Source organism: Pseudomonas sp. nanlin1, from assembly GCF_045571515.1.
In the GTDB taxonomy this organism is placed as follows: domain Bacteria; phylum Pseudomonadota; class Gammaproteobacteria; order Pseudomonadales; family Pseudomonadaceae; genus Aquipseudomonas.
This window is the reverse complement of record NZ_CP124218.1, coordinates 2,158,218-2,173,968: the sequence shown is the minus strand read 5'-3', so window position 1 is coordinate 2,173,968 and position 15,751 is coordinate 2,158,218. Positions and strand designations below refer to the sequence as shown.

Annotated in this window: 16 protein-coding genes; 8 read left to right on the top strand and 8 right to left on the bottom strand. The window is 63.2% G+C overall.

Annotated features, from left to right (window positions below):
* Positions 1 to 31: 31 nt before the first annotated feature.
* Both QCL65_RS10245 and QCL65_RS10240 read left to right on the top strand, forming a co-directional pair.
* A complete protein-coding gene (locus QCL65_RS10245; protein ID WP_407316773.1) occupies positions 32 to 1,000 on the top strand; it encodes an alpha/beta fold hydrolase in 969 nt (322 codons plus the stop codon).
* Between the two features lie 15 nt (positions 1,001 to 1,015).
* Complete coding sequence (locus QCL65_RS10240; protein ID WP_407316113.1) at positions 1,016 to 1,969, top strand: D-2-hydroxyacid dehydrogenase family protein; 954 nt, start codon at positions 1,016 to 1,018, stop codon at positions 1,967 to 1,969.
* On the opposite strand, the gene zapE is transcribed toward QCL65_RS10240, so the two are convergent.
* The 3 genes from zapE to QCL65_RS10225 are packed head-to-tail and all read right to left on the bottom strand — an operon-like array spanning position 1,952 to position 4,661.
* A complete protein-coding gene (gene zapE, locus QCL65_RS10235) occupies positions 1,952 to 3,079 on the bottom strand; it encodes a cell division protein ZapE (RefSeq protein WP_407316112.1) in 1,128 nt (375 codons plus the stop codon). The two genes, QCL65_RS10240 and zapE, sit on opposite strands and share 18 nt — an antisense overlap.
* Positions 3,080 to 3,111: 32 nt before the next feature.
* Positions 3,112 to 4,281, bottom strand: a complete 1,170-nt coding sequence (locus QCL65_RS10230; protein WP_407316111.1) for a PQQ-dependent sugar dehydrogenase — start codon at positions 4,279 to 4,281, stop codon at positions 3,112 to 3,114.
* Between the two features lie 50 nt (positions 4,282 to 4,331).
* Entirely contained in the window at positions 4,332 to 4,661 is a 330-nt protein-coding gene (locus QCL65_RS10225; RefSeq protein ID WP_407316110.1) for a hypothetical protein, read from the bottom strand.
* A gap of 207 nt (positions 4,662 to 4,868) precedes the next feature.
* On the opposite strand from QCL65_RS10225, the gene QCL65_RS10220 reads away from it, so the two are divergent.
* Together QCL65_RS10220 and QCL65_RS10215 are read left to right on the top strand one after the other, a co-directional pair.
* Complete coding sequence (locus tag QCL65_RS10220) at positions 4,869 to 5,330, top strand: LEA type 2 family protein (RefSeq protein ID WP_407316109.1); 462 nt, start codon at positions 4,869 to 4,871, stop codon at positions 5,328 to 5,330.
* Between the two features lie 167 nt (positions 5,331 to 5,497).
* On the top strand, positions 5,498 to 6,589 hold the full coding sequence (locus QCL65_RS10215) for an enoyl-CoA hydratase/isomerase family protein (protein ID WP_407316108.1): 1,092 nt from the start codon (positions 5,498 to 5,500) through the stop codon (positions 6,587 to 6,589).
* Here QCL65_RS10215 and QCL65_RS10210 read toward each other — a convergent pair.
* The 3 genes from QCL65_RS10210 to QCL65_RS10200 all read right to left on the bottom strand — a co-directional run bounded on the left by QCL65_RS10210 (position 6,584) and on the right by QCL65_RS10200 (position 9,496).
* Positions 6,584 to 7,975 (bottom strand): PepSY-associated TM helix domain-containing protein, encoded by a 1,392-nt coding sequence (locus tag QCL65_RS10210; RefSeq protein ID WP_407316107.1) that lies wholly within the window; start codon positions 7,973 to 7,975, stop codon positions 6,584 to 6,586. The two genes, QCL65_RS10215 and QCL65_RS10210, sit on opposite strands and share 6 nt — an antisense overlap.
* Before the next feature lie 109 nt (positions 7,976 to 8,084).
* Entirely contained in the window at positions 8,085 to 8,483 is a 399-nt protein-coding gene (locus QCL65_RS10205) for a DUF2946 domain-containing protein (RefSeq protein WP_407316106.1), read from the bottom strand.
* Between the two features lie 59 nt (positions 8,484 to 8,542).
* Positions 8,543 to 9,496, bottom strand: coding sequence for a helix-turn-helix domain-containing protein (locus QCL65_RS10200; protein ID WP_407316105.1), 954 nt, complete (start codon positions 9,494 to 9,496; stop codon positions 8,543 to 8,545).
* Between the two features lie 180 nt (positions 9,497 to 9,676).
* On the opposite strand from QCL65_RS10200, the gene QCL65_RS10195 reads away from it, so the two are divergent.
* Genes QCL65_RS10195 through QCL65_RS10185 form a run of 3 tightly spaced genes read left to right on the top strand, consistent with a single transcriptional unit; the run spans position 9,677 to position 12,631 of the window.
* Entirely contained in the window at positions 9,677 to 10,699 is a 1,023-nt protein-coding gene (locus tag QCL65_RS10195; protein ID WP_407316104.1) for a nitrilase, read from the top strand.
* A gap of 1 nt (position 10,700) precedes the next feature.
* Positions 10,701 to 11,732, top strand: a complete 1,032-nt coding sequence (locus tag QCL65_RS10190; RefSeq protein ID WP_407316102.1) for a phenylacetaldoxime dehydratase family protein — start codon at positions 10,701 to 10,703, stop codon at positions 11,730 to 11,732.
* 11 nt (positions 11,733 to 11,743) lie between these two features.
* Positions 11,744 to 12,631 carry a transporter gene (locus QCL65_RS10185; RefSeq protein WP_407316101.1) on the top strand — a complete coding sequence of 296 codons (888 nt, stop codon included), beginning with the start codon at positions 11,744 to 11,746 and terminating at the stop codon, positions 12,629 to 12,631.
* Here QCL65_RS10185 and QCL65_RS10180 read toward each other — a convergent pair.
* Positions 12,608 to 13,519, bottom strand: coding sequence for a carbohydrate kinase family protein (locus QCL65_RS10180; protein WP_407316100.1), 912 nt, complete (start codon positions 13,517 to 13,519; stop codon positions 12,608 to 12,610). The genes QCL65_RS10185 and QCL65_RS10180 overlap by 24 nt on opposite strands.
* A gap of 203 nt (positions 13,520 to 13,722) precedes the next feature.
* On the opposite strand from QCL65_RS10180, the gene QCL65_RS10175 reads away from it, so the two are divergent.
* Positions 13,723 to 14,826, top strand: a complete 1,104-nt coding sequence (locus tag QCL65_RS10175) for an NADH:flavin oxidoreductase (RefSeq protein ID WP_407316099.1) — start codon at positions 13,723 to 13,725, stop codon at positions 14,824 to 14,826.
* On the opposite strand, the gene QCL65_RS10170 is transcribed toward QCL65_RS10175, so the two are convergent.
* The gene (locus tag QCL65_RS10170; RefSeq protein ID WP_407316771.1) at positions 14,823 to 15,527 is read right to left on the bottom strand and encodes a methyl-accepting chemotaxis protein; all 705 of its coding nucleotides are present in this window, start codon (positions 15,525 to 15,527) and stop codon (positions 14,823 to 14,825) included. The two genes, QCL65_RS10175 and QCL65_RS10170, sit on opposite strands and share 4 nt — an antisense overlap.
* Positions 15,528 to 15,751 lie beyond the last annotated feature (224 nt).

Sequence of the window (15,751 nt, the reverse complement as noted above, 5' to 3'; positions counted from 1 at the left end):
GCGTACCAGCGCTTTGTTAGCCGGCCTGTCGATGGCCTGCAGCGCCCAGGCCCAAACCCCGGAACCTAGCTACGGCCCTGAGCTGCAGGGTTTCCAATACCCCTACACCCTGCACCATTACGCGTTCGAGTCCCAAGGCAAAGACCTGCAGATGGGCTATATGGACGTGGCGGCCCAAGGCAAGCCCAACGGCCGCACCGTGGTGCTGATGCATGGCAAGAACTTCTGCGGCGCCACCTGGGAGAGTTCGATCAAGGCCCTCAGTGACGACGGCTACCGAGTCGTGGTTCCGGATCAGATCGGCTTCTGCACCTCCAGCAAACCCGAACACTATCAATACAGCTTTCAGCAACTGGCCCACAATACCCACGCTTTGCTCAAGCAGTTGGGTGTGCAGCAGCCGATCATCGTGGGCCACTCCACCGGCGGCATGCTGGCAACCCGCTACGCCCTGCTCTATCCCAAGCAAGTCGAACGCCTGGCAATGGTCAACCCCATAGGCCTGGAAGACTGGAAGGCCCTTGGGGTGCCCTACCGCACGGTCGACCAGTGGTTCACCCGAGAGAGTCAGGTCACCGCCGAAGGTATTCGCAAGTATGAGCGCAGCACTTACTACGGCGGCCGCTGGAAGCCCGAGTACGACCGCTGGGTCGACATGCTCGCCGGCCTTAATCGCGGCCCAGGGCACAACCAGGTGGCCTGGAACTCGGCGTTGATCTACGACATGATCTTCACCCAACCAGTGGTCTACGAATTCAAAGACCTGCGGGTCCCTACCCTGCTGTTGATCGGCGATGCCGACACCACCGCCATCGGCAGCGACATCGCCAGCCCGGAGCTCAAGGCGCGGCTGGGCAACTACAAAGTGCTGGGCAAACAGGCCAAGGCGCAGATACCTAATAGCACGCTGGTGGAGTTTCCAGGCCTAGGCCACGCGCCACAGATGGAAGACCCTGAGCGTTTTCATCTAGCGCTGCTACGCTGGCTCAATCCTAACTAGGTTCTGGAGGCACGGGTGGCTCTGCATATTGCGGTAATCGACGATTGGCAAGGCGTGGCGCAATCGGTAGTGGACTGGTCGCCCCTGGCGAGCATTGGCTTGGTCAGTTTTCTGCGCGACTACCCGGCCGACACTGCCACGCTGATCGAACGTCTGGCGCGGTTCGACGTCATCTGCGTGATGCGCGAACGCACCCGGTTCGACGAAGCCCTGCTGCTGGGCCTGCCGAACCTCAAGTTGCTGGTCACCGGCGGCATGCGCAACGCCGCCCTCGACTTGGCCACGGCCAAGCGTCTGGGCGTGGCGGTGTGTGGCACCGACAGCTATAAACACGCCGCGCCCGAACTGACCTGGGCGCTGCTGATGGCGTTGGTGCGGCAGATCCCCAGCGAAGCCGCCGACCTGCGCAATGGCGGTTGGCAGCTAGGCCTGGGTGGCGACCTGCATGGTAAGACCCTCGCGGTACTAGGCCTGGGCAGTATTGGCGAAAAAGTCGCAAAGTTTGGCCTGGCGTTTGGCATGCAGGTGATTGCCTGGAGCGAGAACCTGACCCAGGAACGCGCCGATCAGGTGGGCGTACAGCGGGTCAGCAAGCAGCAGTTGTTCGAACGCGCCGACGTGCTGTCGGTGCACCTGGTGCTAAGTGAACGCAGCCGCGGCCTGGTCGACGCCCAGGCCTTGGCGTGGATGAAGCCTTCGGCATTGTTGATCAACACCGCACGCGGGCCCATCGTCGATGAAACCGCGCTGGTGGCGGCCCTACGCGCCGGGCGCCTAGCGGGTGCGGGGCTGGATGTCTTCGATGAGGAGCCGTTGCCCCTGGCACACCCTTTCAGGCAATTACCCAATGTATTGGCCACACCGCATATCGGCTATGTCAGCCACAACAATTACCAGCTGTTCTATAGCCAGATGATCGAAGACATCCAGCACTGGCATGCGGGTACGCCGCTACGGGTACTGGGCTGAAGCGAATCGCCCGCTTTGCATCTCCTGCAAGCGGCTGAGCGTGCGACGAAACGCAAAGGCCAGGTAGCCCTCGCTGTACAGGGCTGGCAGGGCCACCTCGGCCTCCAGGTACAGCGGCACCCGGCGGTCATAGCATTCGTCAACCAGCGCGATAAACCGCCGTACGCTGTCGTCATGCACCGAAAGGGCCGGCAGCGCTCGGTCGCCCGCCGCCACGCGCAGGGCGGCATCCTCAGTGCCTCGGGCGATCTTCGCCGGGCGCGGCTCGGCGCTCAGGCATGGCACGCTGCTGAGGAGGATGACCTCAAAGCGATCGCACAATTGCATAAAGTCCATGGCAGCAAAGGGTCGCTGGCACAGTTCGGCGAATTGGCACCACAGCACCCGCTGGCCCGCGCGCTCGACCTGTAGCAGGCGGTGGCCAACGGCCAAGGGGCCGGTGCTGCATAGCTGCTCGGTATTGAGTTCGGCAAACAGCTCAGCGAACTTACTGGGCTGGCCAGGCGGGCGTTGCCAGTAGCGTTGGATCGGCGCACCGGGGTGCAGCCTGTGGTCCTGCTCGCCATCCACGGCCACCGCAAGCATATGCCGTTCAATCGCGGCAATCGCTGGGAGAAAACGCTCGCGGTTGAAGCCATCGGCGTACAGCTGCCGGGGCGCTTGGTTGGAGGTCAGTACCACCGTTACGCCGGCCGCAAACATTGCCTGGAGCAATCGCCCGAGAATGATCGCATCGGCGATGTCACTGACAAAAAACTCATCGAAACACAGCACGCGGATTTCCACCGCCAATTGCGCTGCCAACGCCGCCAATGGCTCCGGCGTGCCGTGGAGCAAGGCCAGGCGGCGGTGCACGTCGCCCATAAAATGATGAAAATGCTGGCGCCTGGCAGGGACCGTTAAGCACTGGTAAAAGGCGTCCATCAGCCAGGTCTTGCCGCGCCCTACGGGGCCCCACAGGTAGACGCCCTGGGCCGGCCCTAGGCTCAGGGCCGCGAAACAACTCTGCAGGGCGTCGACCGCCCGGGATTGCGCCGGGTCGGGGTGAAAGCCTGGCTGTTGGCACGCGCGCCGGTAGGCAGCCAGGGGCGAATCGAGGGGCTCGGGCATCGGAAAGGTCGCTCAGCGATCAATCCGCCAGTTTACTCCAGGCCGATCTTCAGCAGTTCACCGTCCTTGGCATCGGTCAGCACGTAGAGAAAGCCATCCGGGCCCTGGCGCACGTCGCGAATCCGCTCTTTGCGGTCGGCCAGCAGGCGCTCTTCGTGCACCACTTTGTCCCCGTCGAACTGCAAGCGAATCAGGTCTTCAGAGGCCAAGCCACCAATGAACAAGTTGTGCTGCCAGGCTTTGAAGCGGTCATTGTCGTAAAAAGCCATGCCGCTGATGCCCGGAGATTTTTCCCACACATGATGGGGCTGCACCGTCCCCGCGACGGTTTTACCTTTGGCTTCGGGGATGGGATTGCCGTCGTAGTTGATACCGTGGGTCGCCAGGGGCCAGCCAAAATTGCCGCCGCGCACCACGATGTTCAACTCATCTCCGCCTTTGGGCCCATGCTCGTGGGTCCAAAGGGTGCCGGTCCAGGGGTTGAGCGCGGCGCCCTGCTGGTTGCGGTGGCCGAACGACCAGATCTCAGGGCGCACGCCCTCTTTGCCAACAAAGGGGTTGTCGTCAGGGATTTTGCCATCAGGAAACAGGCGCACGATTTTGCCCTGCAGTTTGTCCAGGTCTTGCGAAGTCGGCCGGTCGTTGTTCTCACCCAAGGCGATGAACAGGTAGCCGTTGCGGTCGAACACCAGCCGGGAACCAAAGTGGTTACCCACGGATAACTTGGGCTCTTGACGGAAGATCACCTGGAAATTGCTCAACCCACTCAGGTCTTCAGCCAGGCGCCCACGCCCTACTGCGGTGCCAGCCTTGCCACCTTCGCCGCCGCCTTCGGCGAACGAGAGGTAGACCATGCGGTCCTGTTTGAAGTCCGGTGACAGCACCACGTCGAGCAAACCACCCTGCTTCTGCGCCCACACTTTCGGGGTACCGGTCAGGGGTGCGGAGACCTTACCGTCTGCGCCAATCACCCGCAGATTGCCGGTTTTCTCGGTGACCAGCATGCCTTTGGCGTCGGGCAGAAAGGCCAGGCCCCAAGGGTATTCGAGGTCTTTGGCGACCGTGGTGATGTTCAGACGGCCCAATTCACTATCGGCCTTTTCGACCGTAGCCGAGGCGACGGCCGCCGTAGCGACGGTCGCCCAGGAACTACTCAACAAAGCAGTGGCACAAAGCGTGGCCAACAGGGTTTTTCGCAACATGCAGCTTTCCTTTTTGCAGGATCGAAGGGAATTCAGCCGCGCCCGGCCATTCAGGGCGTCTGCCGAGGGGAGCGGTTATCGGTAGATTTGGGGCTGGACGTACTCCCCGGCGCGCGCCGCAAGTTCTCGCCATTACCGATACCGCGGTTTTCCAGGGTGGGTGGGCGCGGGTTAGTCAATTGCGGGTTCACGCCACGCACCGGCGGCGTGCTGGGTGCGGTGCCCTGGCGACTGTTGGGGTTGCTGCGCCGGATAGGGCTGTTATAAGGGTTGGACGTATCGCTGGCGGCCAGTAGCCCGGCCGCAACGGGCGACGGCTCAGCCGCCAGGCCCGCACTGAACAACAGGGCAATTGCCAGGCCTGCAAATGGCGCAATCATCAATAACGCTCCCCCGTGGCCTAGGTCGATGGTCGTTGGATAGCCTAGCTCGGCGAGGGTTCTATTGGTCAACGGCTTTACCCGGCAAGATAATTCAGTATGTAACAACAGCACTCACCGATTCGCCTGCCCTATGTAAACGAACGCGCCGCAGACCGCGCGGTCCGACGCTTATCGGCCCACACCACCTCAGATTAGAGAGCGACTATGCGTACCCTCCTCCGCCCTTGCCTCGCCGTTTTATTAAGCCTTGCGTTGGGCGCCTGCGCGTCGTTCAGCCCCCATGATCCGGTGAACATCACCGTGGTGGGCATCCAGCCATTGCCCGCTCAGGAACTGGAAGTGCGCTTTGCTGTGAAGCTGCGCCTGCAGAACCCCAATGAAACGGCCATCGACTACACCGGCATCGCTCTGAGTCTGGATGTCAATGGCCACGCCCTGGCGTCCGGGGTCAGTGATCAAGAGGGGCGCATCGAGCGTTTCTCCGAGGCGGTCCTGGTGGTGCCTGTGAGTATTTCGGCGTTCTCGGCATTGCGCCAGGCCGTGGGCCTGAACCCTGGCCAGAGCCTCAACGATTTACCCTATGAGTTAAATGGCAAGCTGGCGGGCGGGTTGTTCGGGACTTCGCGTTTCAGTGCCACAGGGCGACTGAATTTGCCGAGCTACTGAGGCATACAGGTCGAACCATGGCCTGAAACGCAGGTCTACCGGCTGAACAAGAATTTTTGCAGTCAGGACAGGCGAATTTATCCATTGAAAGTTACCGTAGCGGCTGTCAGGATCGCCCAGGTTTTGCGCTAATTAATGGAAAATTCAAAATAAACAGGGACTTAGTGATGATTGCAGAGGCTTTTCCAGCGTGCCAGCCAGCGCCGATCAAGTTGGACGCCCAGGTCTACGGTGAGGTGCGCAACCGTGTCGGCCACCTGACCCTGAACCGCCCCGAAGCGCTCAATGCGTTGAGCCTGGACATGGTCCGGGCTATGCGCGGTTATCTGGATGCCTGGGCCCTGGACCCGCATATCAATGCGGTGGTCTTGCGCGGTGCCGGTGACAAAGCGTTTTGCGCCGGCGGCGACGTGCGCAGCCTGCACCAGAGTTACACCAGTGGCGGCACCCTGCACGAGACCTTCTTCGTTGAAGAATATGCGCTGGACCTGTGCCTGCATCACTATCGCAAACCCGTACTAGCTTTGATGGACGGCTTGACCCTCGGCGGCGGTATGGGCCTGGCTCAGGCCGCCGAGCTGCGCATCGTCACCGAGCGCAGCCGTCTGGCCATGCCGGAAACGGCCATCGGTTATTTTCCCGATGTCGGCGCCAGCTACTTCCTGTCTCGGGTACCTGGCGAACTGGGCACTTACCTAGGGTTGACCGGGGCGCAAATCGAAGCGGCCGACGCGCTGTACTGTCGGTTGGCCGACTGGTACGTCGACAGCGAACGCCTAGCTTTGCTTGACGAGCGTCTGGACCGCGTGGTGTGGACCGACTTCCCTTTGAAAGACCTGCAGGGTCTGCTGGCCAAGATCGGCGTACAAGCCCTGCCGCGCCCACCCATCGACCGCCTGCGCTCGGCCATCGACCATTTTTTCGGCCTGCCAGACATCGCCAGCATGATCGAACAATTGCAGGAAGTCGCCGTCGCCGACAGCCAGGAGTGGGCGCGCAAGACCGCGATGATCATGCGTGCCCGCTCCCCCCTGGCGATGGCCGTCAGCCTGGAGCTGCTGCGCCGCGGCCGCCATTGCAGCCTCGAAGACTGCTTCGCCATGGAACTGCACCTGGATCATCAATGGTTCGCTGAAGGCGAACTGATCGAAGGCGTGCGCGCCATGCTGGTGGACAAGGACAAAGCCCCACGCTGGAACCCCGCCAGCATCGATGACCTGCCAGCGGGTCGCGTAGCGCAGTTCTTTCGCGGTTTATAAAGGCCCCGGCCCCTGTGCGCCGAGGCCGCTGACCGAGGCGCTGCGGCCATTGGCGCGCCTGCTCAGCAGAACGTCCCAGACCAGCAACGCCAACAAACTCCAGCCCAAGACGGGCAATGCCAGCCCCAGCGCCAGCGCGACCAGCAGCACCCCGGCCTGAGCCACTCGGCTCAACTGGCGCCACGCATCCAATAAGGTCGGTTGCTTGGCCAGGGTTGGCCGGCGCCGCCACCACATCAGGTAACCGAGCGCCACCATCACCAGCAAACCGCTGGCCAACGCCACCAACACCAGTTGGTTGGCCAAACCAAACAAGACCCCCATGTGCGCATCGATGCCCCATCGGGTCAGTTTCGCGGGCAAAGAATACTGGGCGAACTCGACCTGGTCCACCACCGCCAGGTTGCTGGGATCGATGGCAATCGCGTCGACCTGGCTGGGCCAGCTGCGGTCGATCTCTGCCACGACCCACGCTTTGTCGCTGCGCGAGGCCGGGCGAATTTCCAGCTTGGCCGCCTCGATATTTGCGCTACGCGCCTTGGCCAGAACCCGGTCGAACAGCGTTGAATCGAGAGCCACCGCAGCCGTGGGCGCTGCCCCCATGTGATGCTCGGCGTGCTCGCCCATAGGCATGGACATCCCTTGCCCCGGCGCCAATGCGGTGGCCACGCTGGGCGTCGACCAACCGTAGTGGGCGCGCAGTACTCCGATGTTGCCCCCTGCGTACTGCGACCACGTCAGCCCGGTGGCGGAAAAAAACAACAAGCCGAGTAACAGGCCCAGCCCCAGGCTCGAATGCACGGCGCGCAAACCTCGCGCGCGACCTCGGCGGCGACGAGCGGCCCATAACACCACGCCGCCGAGTGCCGCCACCCATAGCCAGGACGCGGCCAGTTCGCTGTACAAGCGGCCGATATCGCCCAACAGCAACTCACGGTGGAAATAGTCGATCCAGGTACGCAACGGCAGTACGCCGCTGGTGCCGTACACCGGTAGATCGCCGCGCACGGCACCACTGGCCGGGTCAATAAATACCGCCCGATGGGCCGAGTCGCCCAACGCCGGGGCACTGAACATCACCCGCGTGGTGTCGCCTGCGGCGGGGGCCGGGCGCACCGCGGCCACGCCGAGGTCTGGGCCGACGTATTGCCGGGCGATGTCTACTTGCTCGGCCAGGCTCAAGGCGGGGCCACGGCTATCGGTGTGCAGGGCTCGGGCATACAACTGGTTTTCGATCTGCGGGGTCAGCGCATAGAGCACGCCGCTGAGGGCAGCCACCAGAATAAACGGGCCTACGAATAGGCCAATGTAAAAATGCAGACGGCGCAGCAACGCCGTCAAGGCGCCTGCCGCAGGTGGCAGTGGCGCGCGAGGGGTATCTGACATGAGGTCTCACCAAACAGCTATGCACCCGGCACAGAACAGCCGCGCCAAGGTGCAGGGTCGATAGGTTTTTGTTCAACGCGAGCAACGCCCGCGTGGCCACTGGGGCCTATCAGGGGGCTTGCGGGTTGAGTGTCGGCAAGATCGCCCGTGGCGGCCGCGTGCAGCCCGTGGGCAAGCACGGCACTGGCGCGCGGCGGCTGCGCAACAGCCAGGCCAGAGCGACGAAGCAGACCAACGCCAGCGGCAAGGTGCCAGCGAACGCACAGTCGCCTGACAGCGATTTCAGACTGGAGGACATGTCCATGCTGTGGGCCATGCCGGGCATGGCTGAATGATCGCCGTGATGCATGGCGCCGTGCTGCATACCCGCGTGCTCGACGGGAGACGCTTTATTGGCTAACCCAGCGAGCATCTGCCCATGGCCGAAACTGCAGACGAGCCCATTGAACAGGATGAAAGCAAACAGCATCCAGGCAATGCGCACGCGGTGGGTTCGGACAAGGTTCATGGGCGCGGAATTTACCACTGTCGAGCCTGCAGGAACACTCTTTTGCCCGCTTTCGCGGGCTAGCGCGTTGCGATATCGGCCCGATACTCCCTGGCACTCGCGGCATACCTGGCTCGGAAGACCCGGCTGAAATAGGCCATATCGGTGAAGCCCCAACGGTAGGCCAGCTCACTGATCTGCCGCATGGCCTGGCCAGGGTCGCGCAGGTCACGGGCGCAACGCTGCAAACGCTGGTGCAGCAGGTAGCGCCCAAACGTCGTGTCGTCGTCTTGGAACAGTCGGCTGATATAACGCACGCTGACAGCAAACTTGCGGCTGACACTGGCCAAGTCCAGCTCACTGTCCCCCAGGTGGGCCTGGATATGGTCCTTGATGCGCAGCAACAGCGCCGAGCGCCGCGACGCTTGCGCCAGCCCACCGCAACTGCGCTCGCCCAGGGCCATAGCCAGCAGGTCAAGGCTTTGCTCGGCCAAACGCTCCTGTTGCGGCGCGGCCAGGCGGCCCTCCACGCCGGCTAAGCCGCCTAACAAATCGAACACCAGGCGTTCCAGCGGGTTACCGCGCGACATCGGCAGGGCCGTCAGGTATTCCAAATGCCCCAGCCGTGCTTGCAACCGAGCCCGAGGGATCTGCACCACGGTTTGCCGAAACGCACCGTCAAAGTGCAGTTGATAAGGCCTGCGTGTATCGTAAATGGCGAAATCACCCACCTCCAGCGCCGCTTCGCGATCCTCCTGCATCACCCTGGCGCGGCCCTCTAGGGCCAGGCTGACCAAGACGTATTCGTCGTCGCTGCGGGCAATGCGCCGCGCATCGCGAGTGACCCGTTGCGCGGCCGCGCCCACCTCGACCACCGACAGGCCGCCCACCGCGTGGGTTTGCAAGTGGCCGTGGAAATGGCCCGGGCTGGGGAAACTGCAGTCAAGCTCGACAAACGTGTTGCAGACGACCTCTTGCCAGAATGCCAGGCGCTCACCCACCGCGACGCTATCGGTATGGAAATGCATGGTCACGGGAGGCCCTCGCTGCGCGGCTTGGAAACGGTTTGATCGCTTAAGGCAACAGCCCATGCAATTCCAACACCAGGCTCGGTAGCTTGGCGCAACCAGACAAGTATCCGTTCCGTCTGGTCCTACTGGCGGATAAAGCCCTCGATTTAGCCTGTAACTCCCCGCCAACCTGAGCCTTTAGCCATGCATGAACCCGTCAAAGTCGCCTGCGTACAGGCCGCCCCGGTCTTTCTCGACCTGGATGCCACGGTCGATAAAACCATTGCCCTGATCGAACAAGCCGCCGCTGCCGGGGCGCAATTGATCGCGTTCCCGGAAACCTGGATCCCCGGCTACCCATGGTTTCTCTGGCTCGATGCCCCCGCCTGGAATATGCCGCTGATCCATCGTTATCATCACAGCTCGCTGGTCCTGGGCAGTGCGCAAGCGCAACGAATCAGCGACGCCGCGCGCCAGGCCGGTATCTACGTGGTACTCGGTTACAGTGAGCGGGCCCAGGGCAGCCTATACATCGGCCAGTGGATCATCGATGACCAAGGGGCAACCGTTGGCGTACGCCGCAAACTCAAAGCCACCCATGTCGAACGCACGTTGTTCGGCGAGGGGGACGGCGCATCGCTCAACGTCTACCCCACGCCATTAGGCATGTTGGGGGCGTTGTGCTGCTGGGAGCACCTGCAACCCCTGTCCAAATACGCCTTGTACGCGCAGAACGAACAGATTCATGTGGCGGCCTGGCCCAGCTTCAGCCTGTATCGCCAGGCAACCGCGGCCCTGGGCCCAGAGGTCAACATCGCCGCCTCCAGGGTATACGCCGCCGAAGGCCAGTGTTTTGTACTCGCGCCCTGCGCCCTGGTTTCCGCTGAGATGATTGAGCTGCTGTGCGACAGCGATGCCAAGCATAGCCTGCTGCAGGCCGGTGGTGGTCATGCGCGCATCTTCGGCCCGGATGGCAGCGACCTGGCCCCTGCCTTGGGCGAACACGAGGAAGGTCTATTGTTCGCCACCCTGGACCCGGCCGCGCTGATTTCTGCCAAGACCGCCGCCGACCCTGCCGGGCACTACTCCCGGCCCGACGTCACTCGGCTGATGCTCAATCGCACACCCAACCCCTGCGTCGTGCCTTTTGCCAGCCCGCCCATGGCCAGCCCCGCGCTCGTCGTCGCGATGGAAGACCCGGCAGATGCCGTAGACCTGGAGGTGTAACGTGGAATCCGCCATCCCCAAGCACTTGCAACAACCTCGTTTGCACCCGGCCGCCACCCCTGCCCACTACCAACCGCCCTACCCGGCCTGGGCGGCTCGTTTTGACCCGCTGATCGGTCAAGTGGTGATGGCATATTTCGGCGTGCAAGGCGAGCAACCGGTGCCACTCAGCGCGTTGGCCGAGGTCACCACACGCTTGCGTGGCGATAACGCCCCTGGGCACTGGGACGCCGCCTGCTGTACCGATGCCGCGGGCTACCACAACACCGTCGCGATTGCCTATTGGGCTGACATACAAGCCTTCGAGCGCTGGCGTGAAGGGTCAGGCTTCAACCGCTGGTGGCAGGACAGCGCGCGGGAAACCGGCCCCCTGGGCTGGTTTATCGAAGTGGTATGCCCGACGGCCGATCGCTTCGAGACCGTATTTTCGTCCGCCCAAGTCACCGAAGGCATTGGCCACCTCGCCAGCCATTTGAGTGCGCCTATCGTTGAACACGGCTACTGGGGCAGCGCCCGGGATCGCCTGGCCATTGCCCAACGCGAGGAGTTGGCGGGCAGCCACGTGCCGATGCCAGCGCCCAGCGGCCGACGCGTACGCGTCAGCGGGCGCGACAATCTGTGCCTGATCCGCTCCGGGCAGGACTGGTCGGCCACCACCGGCCACGAGCGCCACCTCTACCTCGGCGAGGTGCAGCCCACATTGGCAAAAGGCATGACCTTCCTGCGCGATGAAGGCGGCGCCATTGGCTGCCTCAACTGCCGCTTCATGCAGGTGCTGGACCCACAAACCGGCACCCCACTGGAGAAAACCTTTGGCCTGGCCTACTTCCAGGAGCTGGCCCAGTTGGAAAGCTGGGCCAAGACCCATCCGACCCACGTGGCGATCTTTGGCGGCTTCATGCAGTACGTGCAGACCCTGAACTTCGATATCCAGCTGCGGCTGTACCACGAAGTCGCCGTGATCCCGGCCGCCGCCCAGTACTTCGAATACCTGAACTGCCACCCCGCCACCGGCCTGATCGGCCGCGCCTGAGGACTGCCAGCATGACTCGACTGTCCAATTTTCGGCTCGCGGCGCACCTTGTGGCCGCCGGTGCATGGGCCTATAGCAGCGGCGCCAGCGCCCTGGAAATCAGCCCAGGTGATTATGAGCCCTTGCCAGCGGGCACCCATGCATGGCTGCTGTACTACCAACACGCACAGAGTTCAGCGTTCTATCGCGATGGCCAGCGCAGCTCAGATTTTCGCCTTAGAAGTGACGTGAGCCTGCTGCGCTATATCCACTCCATTGCGCTAGGCGACAAGACGGTCATCGAGCCGCAGTTCATTTTGCCCTATGGCCATTTGCACGCGGGCGGCGACGCCAGCGGCTTGGGGCAAACCACCGGCAGCGGCGACTTGATCCTGGGCGCACCCATCAAATGGAGCCTGGCCACGGCCAACGCCGACGTATTTTCCCTGGGCCCCTATGTTTATCTACCTACCGGCAGTTACCAGCGCGATGACTCGTTGAACCTCGGGGAAAACCGCTGGCGCTTATTGCTCCAGGCGGCGTATATCCATCACTTCAATGAGCGCTGGGCCCTGGACAGCGCCGCCGACGTTTCCTGGTTCAGCCGCAACGATGATTTCGGCGCGGGCGGCACTGCGCAAAAGCAGCAGGCCCGCTACGAGTACCAAGCGTACCTGCGCTACAGCATGCTGCCCGGCACCCAGGTAGGCCTAGGCGGCGGCCATATTCATGGCGCGCGCAGCAGCGTGGATGGGACCCGCCAGGACGATGCGTTGAGCAGCACCTATGTACGGCTCAGCTTGACCCACTGGCTGACACCGTCGGTGCAAGTGCAAGCAGTGCTGGGCCGCGATCTCGATGTCGAACAAGGCTTCAAGGAAAACGCGCGGCTCAATCTACGCCTGGCCAAGCTGTTCTAGCAACGCCTCGACATCCACCCGCGCCGGCGCATAGGCGCCGGCGTTGCGGCACGAAATCGACGCGCAGGCCGCAGCGAAGCGCAAGCGCTCAGGCAAGCCCTGAATGTCCAGCAAGCCAGACGCCAACCAGCCGGCCATGCAGGCATCGCCGGCGCCGACGGTGTCGACTACGTCCACGGCAATCGCGGCTTGCTGGTACACCTGGCCCTCAGGGGTGTACAGCACCAGGCCCTTTTCGCCCCGGGTGAACAGAATTTGCGCGAGCGGGTTGAGCTGGCGCAGTTCAGCCAAAGCCTGCGCCTCGTCCAAACCCGGGTAGATGTGCTTGAGGTCTTCGTCGGACAGTTTTAAATCGTCGGCCAGGGCCACCATGCGCGGGAAGGTGTCGCGGCGATAGCGCTCATCCATCAGGTTGCGCCAGTTCGGGTCGTAGCTGATCACCTTGCCCGCCGCTTTGGCCCGCTCGGCCAGCGCCACTAATCTGGCCGCCAACGGTTCGCGCGCCAGGCTGATACAACTGAAATGGCACAATTGCGCAGCGCCGAGCCAGCCCTCGGGTAACTGGCTCGGGTCGAAATGCAGATCGGCCTCGCCCGCGAAAAAATACCGTGGGGGGCGGCTCGACGGCACGATCGCCACCAGCGGATCTGCGTCGACCCGTTGCAGAAAACGCAGGTCCAAGCCTGCGGTTTCCGATTGCCAGGCGATCTCGTCACCCAGGGAGTCGCAGCTGATGGAGCCACCGAATGCGCTGCGCACACCCAAGCGGGCGAGGCCCCGCGCCACGTTCCATGGCGCACCGCCGGGAAAGCCCTGCCACTGCCCCGGGACACCCTGGACGATATCGGTCAAGGCTTCGCCGAAGACCATTGCGCGGGGTAGGCTCATGTCAAAAATCCTTCGCTGGGTTTTATTGTAGGGCGCACCTTACGCGGATAGCGCCCTGGCCTGCCAGCACGATAACAGACCGCGGGTGATACTTTTTTTGACTGAACTGGGCGGCCGCTGCTGGGTCATCTATTGCTAACCTGGCGCGCGACAGCGACTCGCCAACCCCCGCCGCTGCGGCAGCGACCCCTTGGGAGCGATCCATGAACGAACGACACAGCAAGCTTTTCAGCCCCTGGACGATCAACACGGCGAACATCCCCAACCGCTTCGTGCTGGCCCCCATGACCCGCATCAGCGCCACCCTCGAGGGCAGCGCCACCGAGCGTATGGCCGCCTATTACGAGCGCTTCGCCCAAGGCGGCTTCGGCTTGCTGATCAGTGAAGGGGTGTACATCGACCAGGCTTATTCCCAGGGCTACCAAGGCCAACCGGGCCTTAGCGACGACGCCCAGGCCCGGGCCTGGCAGCCCGTGTTGCAGCGGGTCCACGCAGGCTCGGCGTTGATGTTCGCGCAGCTTATGCATGCCGGCGCCCTGACTCAGCACAACCGTTTCAAAGACCACACCCAGGCGCCCTCGGCGGTCCAGCCCAAGGGTGAACAACTGGGCTTCTACCATGGCAGCGGGCGCTACCCGGTGCCCCAGGCCATGGGCGCGGACGACATCGCCACGGTGCTTAGCAGCTTTGCCCAAGCGGCGGCGCGGGCCATCGACATTGCCGGGTTCGACGGCATCGAACTGCACGGCGCCAACGGCTACCTGCTTGACCAGTTTCTCACCGACTACACCAACCTGCGCGACGACGCTTGGGGCCAGGGGCTGCAAGGGCGGCTGACTCTGGTGCTGGAGGTCATCGCAGCGGTACGGGCTAAGATAGGGCCGCATGTTCCGCTGGGTGTGCGCTTGTCCCAGGGCAAAGTGAATGACCTGGAACACAAATGGCCCGAAGCCGAACGCGCCGCCGAAATCATCTTCAGCGGTGTAGCAGGCGCCGGCGTCGACTTTATCCATATTACCGAGCACAAAGCCTGGGCCCCGGCCTTCCCGGGCGGTGACGCCAGCCTGGTCAACCTGGCGCGGCGCTATGCGCCTGGCGTCACCCTCATCGCCAACGGCGCCCTGCACGAACCAGACCGCGCCAGCGCGTCGCTGGACGATGGCGCCGACCTGATTGCCATCGGTAAAGGCGCCCTGGCCAACCCAGACCTACCCGCGAAGGTCCGCGCGCAGCAGCCCCTGGCCGAGTTCGACGGATCGGTCCTAGGGCCCATCGCGGACATCAAAGACCGCGAGTTATCGCTTTAAGCGCTCATGCGTGCGGTGACCTCGGAAAGCTGCCCAGACAACCCATGCAGGTGCTCACTGGCCGCCTTGGTGCGGCCAACGTTGTCTTGGTTGGTGTGAGCAATCGCGGTGATCTCCACCAGGTTGTGCGAGATGTCTTCGACCACAGCGTTCTGCTCTTCGGCGGCGGTGGCGATCTGGCGGTTCATGTCGCGGATCGCCTCCACCGCCAGGGTGATGCGGTTCAATACCGCACCGGCCTTGACCACCTGATCCACGCCTTCGTCACTGCGCGCCTGCCCCGTCTCGATAGCGCGCACCGCGTTCACGGCGCCGGTCTGCACGGTGTCGATGATTTGATGGATCTCCGCCGTGGACGACGCGGTACGTAGCGCCAATGTACGCACTTCATCGGCCACCACTGCAAAGCCCCGCCCGGCGTCCCCGGCTCGAGCCGCTTCAATAGCCGCGTTGAGGGCCAACAGGTTAGTCTGGTCGGCGATGCCGCGAATCACTTCTAGCACCTTACCGATGCGGCCGCTGTCGTTGCGCAGCTGGCGAATCACATCACCGGTCGCGACAATTTCGCCACGCATGCTGGTGATGGTGCCAATGGTCGCCTGCATGGCGCTCTCACCGAGGCGAGCAGACTGATCCGCTTCATCGGCGGCCGTCGCCGCACTGGCCGCGTGACGCGCCACTTCCTGGGCGGTGGCAGACATTTCCTGCATGGCAGTGGCCACTTGGTCGGTGCGCTCGAACTGCTCTTGGGTGCCTTGGTACATGACAGCCGCAATGGTGTTGAGCTCGCCGCTGGCTTTGTCCAGGTCCGAGGTGCTGCGCTGCAGGCGGTTGAAGGTGTCGGCGAGGAAGTCGCGCAGGGTGTTGGCCGCCAACGCCAGGCGCCCTAATTCATCCTGGCGGTGGCTGACCACGCTTTCGCCGA